Origin of the sequence: Halomonas sp. McD50-4 (assembly GCF_022348135.1) — a bacterium.
GTDB classification, from domain to species: Bacteria; Pseudomonadota; Gammaproteobacteria; order Pseudomonadales; family Halomonadaceae; genus Vreelandella; species Vreelandella piezotolerans.
Genome location: NZ_JAKRFG010000032.1, coordinates 1 through 3,712, shown reverse-complemented (window position 1 = coordinate 3,712; position 3,712 = coordinate 1). Strand labels below are relative to the sequence as shown.

Below are 3,712 nucleotides of genomic sequence, written 5' to 3'. Positions count from 1 at the left end.
TGTACAATCACCACATCCCGCAAAAGGCGCTGCACCATCAATCACCGGTTGCGATGATGAAGGAATGGCAGGCCAAACGTCCTGAGTTATTTACCAAGCGGGTGGTTAATCACACGGGACCCGACACCTAACGACTGAGGCGCCTTCAGGCTTAGTAAGATCGACTGGCTCACTTCACAATAAAGTTTTCGTCGCGCCACATATTTGATCTGAAGGCTGTGGAAGGGAGTTAGATTATTATGTTAGGTAAGCAATATAGTGTTAATAAACAACTAAGAGGTTCATAACGGTGACAACGACCCACTCCAGCGCTCGCGCTTATGGTTGCAAACAGGAGAGTACATATGTCCGTTTGGCTTGTAGATCGTTGACCTGCTCGTGCACATGGGCCTTAGGTGAACGTAAACCTGCTGACTTCGCGATAAGAGATTGACGCGTTTACAGAGCAGGAACATGTCGATACGATTTCCCAGGGATATCTGGGCTATGAACGTATTGGCGGCTATGAAGAGCTTCATGAGCACCTGGGAGTTAGCGTTTCAGACCCTAATGCGACCACCTATCGCCCTGTGCTGGCAATTTTTGCCACTGCGTTACTCATCGATTTTTCTGCCAGTTGGGAGGTTCAGTGCATAATATTCAGGTTAAGGCGTGTCATGGTCTCTGTGAGTGCGGTCATACTGTGCTCTTCTTCTCCAAGCGGCGGAAAGGCTTGAATCAGCGGCTGACCGCCTTCCCAACCTATCTTGATTTGCCAGGAGCATCGCTAGGTTCCTTTTTCATCTAATGCGTCGTTTTTTGATCGAGATAAGTTCAGTTTTAACCCGAGCAGCGTCAGTAAGGCAGCGAGTATCCAAGCGGGGCCACTACCGGTGCGTGTGAAAGGAGTTAGGCCCTGCATCGGGGTCACCTCGCCAGTTAAACTGGCCTGTTCAAACTGTGGGGCACGGGCTGTGACGTGACCTTGTGAATCGATGATGGCCGTCACGCCATTACTGGTAGCTCGAAGTAGGTGACGACCATTTTCAAGGGCACGTAGACGCGCCATTTGAAGATGTTGGTGTGGGCCAATGGAACGCCCAAACCACGTGTCGTTGGAAACCGTTAATAGCAGCTCGGCATTACGCGCCTGTTGGGCGACATGGTCGGCGAAAATGATCTCGTAACAGATAGCATTGCCAATGGTGGTTCCAGCCACGTGTAACGGAGCCTGTACGTCTGAACCAGGGGTCAGCCGGGGTGTTGGCAAGTCGAAAAAAGCAAGGGTGTCAGCGAGGAGGCTTTGGAATGGCAAATACTCGCCAAAGGGCACTAAGTGCGCTTTTTGGTATTCGCCTTGCACATCATTTAGCCCTATGACGCTGTTATAAGAGCGCCCTTCACTGTCGCGTTGCAAAATGCCGGTCAACAAGGCGGTGTCAGGCCCCAGGTCGGACGCTACTTGTTCCAGTATTTGCTGTGCTTCCTGCTCAAGCATGGGAAGGGCTGCCTCAGGCCAAACGATGAGGTCGATATCCCTTGCTTGCACCCGTGTCATCGTCGTGTAGATACTGATCGCTTCGCGCTGCCCTTGGGCAGTCCACTTAATGCGCTGATCAAGATTCCCTTGCAACAATGCCACCTGGATGGGCTTGCCAGCCGGGGTTGTCCATTGGGCGGGCAATAGGAATGGAACGATCCACAGGGCGGCCATTGGGACGAGGAAAATCCAGCGGCGACGCAGTACCTCTACCCCTAACGTACCTGTCAGCGCGGTCATGAGTGACAGCAAGTACACACCACCAACGGGCGCCCATGGGGCTAGTGGAGAATCTATCTGAGAGGTGCCCAGCAATAACCAGGGAAAGCCGGTGAGCAACCAGGTGCGTAGCCATTCGCTCACCACCCACATACCGGCAAAGCTAAGAAAGGCGAACCGTGGCCCCGTGATGCGTCGATAGAGCCCAAAGGGGACTGCAAAGAAGAGCGCCAGGACGCTAACAAATAGCGTGGTGAGGAACATCGCCACCAAGGCCCCGGTGCCACCGAAATCGTGAATAGCAACGAAGACCCACGACGTGCCTGAACCGAACAGGCCTACCCCATAACACCACCCTCGCAGGGTGGCCATGGCGGGCGTTAGCGACGCTATTCTCCAATAGACCAGTGCCACGCTCACTGGGCCAAGCCACCATAGGGAAAAAGGGGCGGCACTCAAGGTAGTCAGTACCCCAGCGGCGAGCGCTACAACGCAATCGACTATTGGTGAGCGTCGCCCAGCAAAAAACGTATATTCTTTATCTTTATCGACCACATCCATAGCGTTACTCAGTGCGCTTAAATGTAGGCCGCTCACGCCATAGCGCCACTGCGTATACCACGACACCTGCCAATAACGCGATATCAGCCAGGTTGAAGGCCGGCCAATGCCAGTCTCGCCAATAGAAATCAAAGGAATCCACAACATAGCCGCGAAAGACCCGGTCAATCAGGTTGCCCATGGCGCCACCGAGGATAAGACTGTAAGCGATGGCTTCTCCTTTATGACGATTTTCAAGGATCAGCTTGATCAGAAAAATCGAGACCACTACCGCGATTCCGATAAAAAAGTAGCGCTGCCAGCCTCCACCATTCGCAAAAAGACTGAATGCGGCACCGGTGTTCCATAGGTGCACCCAGTTAAAGAACGGGGTCACCGAAACATACTCGCCATAGGCCATTGATTGCTGCACCAGCCACTTTACAGCCTGATCAGACGCTGCCAGCAGGCCCGATATGGACAATAGGGCATACGGCGAGAGCTTTTTGCCAATAATGAGCATTATTTAACCCTTCAACGCCAAAATGCGTCTGGCACCGTTAAGTACAATGCCCCCCGCGATGGTGCCGATAATCAGATCCGGATAATTGGAACCGGTCCACGCGACCAAGGCGCCGGCGGTGATGACCCCCAGGTTGATCACCACGTCGTTGGCCGAGAATATCCAGCTTGCCTTCATGTGCGCCCCGCCTTCCCGATGTTTGGATATGAGCAGCAGACAACTGGTATTGGCAATCAATGCGACGAATGCGATAGCCATCATCACCAGCGATTCAGGCTCACTACCGAATACAAAGCGTCTCACCACCTCTACGAGCACGCCCACAGCCAAGATCAGTTGCAGTACACCAGCAAGATGCGCGGCACGTACCTGCATTTTCACGCTATGTCCAACCGCATAAAGGGCAAGCCCGTACACCGCCGCATCGGCAAAATTGTCCAGGGATTCTCCAATCAGGCCGGTGGACTGGGCGATCAGACCGGCTGTCATTTCCACCACGAACAGAAGTGCATTGATGCCGAGCAACCAGCGCAGGGTCCCGGATTCTTGCTTAGCAGAAGCTGCCGAAAACTCGGCGGCCTTGATGGTCTCCGGATTTGCAGCGACGGTTTCCTGAAGCGAGGCGCCTAGCCCCAAGGTCTTCAGTTTCGAGGTGACGGGCTCGACCTCGCCGTCATGCACGACCTTCAGCCGGCGGTTCGACAAGTCGAAGGACAGCGCCCGAATCTCCTCAAAGCCGTTCAGGGCTAGGCGAATCATTCGTTCTTCTGATGGACAGTCCATTTTCGGCACGGCATAAACACTGACCCATCTCCCTGGCGCCTCGGAGGAGGCCTGTATATCGGTATCCGCTGCGGACGTTGCATCACCGCCACAGGCGCCACCACAGGATTTGCTCATGATACGACTCC

3 protein-coding genes and 1 pseudogene are annotated in these 3,712 nt (G+C 54.0%); 1 reads left to right on the top strand and 3 read right to left on the bottom strand.

What is annotated here, in order from left to right; translation table 11 throughout:
* A pseudogene (locus MHM85_RS18210) lies at positions 1-131 on the top strand (IS481 family transposase); the annotation flags it as partial.
* Positions 132-766: 635 nt separating this feature from the next.
* Here MHM85_RS18210 and lnt read toward each other — a convergent pair.
* From lnt to MHM85_RS18195, 3 genes are read right to left on the bottom strand one after another with little or no spacing between them, the layout of a single operon-like run.
* Positions 767-2,299, bottom strand: a complete 1,533-nt coding sequence (gene lnt, locus MHM85_RS18205; RefSeq protein WP_008958330.1) for an apolipoprotein N-acyltransferase — start codon at positions 2,297-2,299, stop codon at positions 767-769.
* A gap of 4 nt (positions 2,300-2,303) precedes the next feature.
* Positions 2,304-2,801, bottom strand: coding sequence for a signal peptidase II (gene lspA / locus MHM85_RS18200; protein ID WP_008958331.1), 498 nt, complete (start codon positions 2,799-2,801; stop codon positions 2,304-2,306).
* 3 nt (positions 2,802-2,804) lie between these two features.
* Positions 2,805-3,701 (bottom strand): cation transporter, encoded by an 897-nt coding sequence (locus MHM85_RS18195; protein ID WP_004574643.1) that lies wholly within the window; start codon positions 3,699-3,701, stop codon positions 2,805-2,807.
* Between the last annotated feature and the right edge of the window lie 11 nt (positions 3,702-3,712).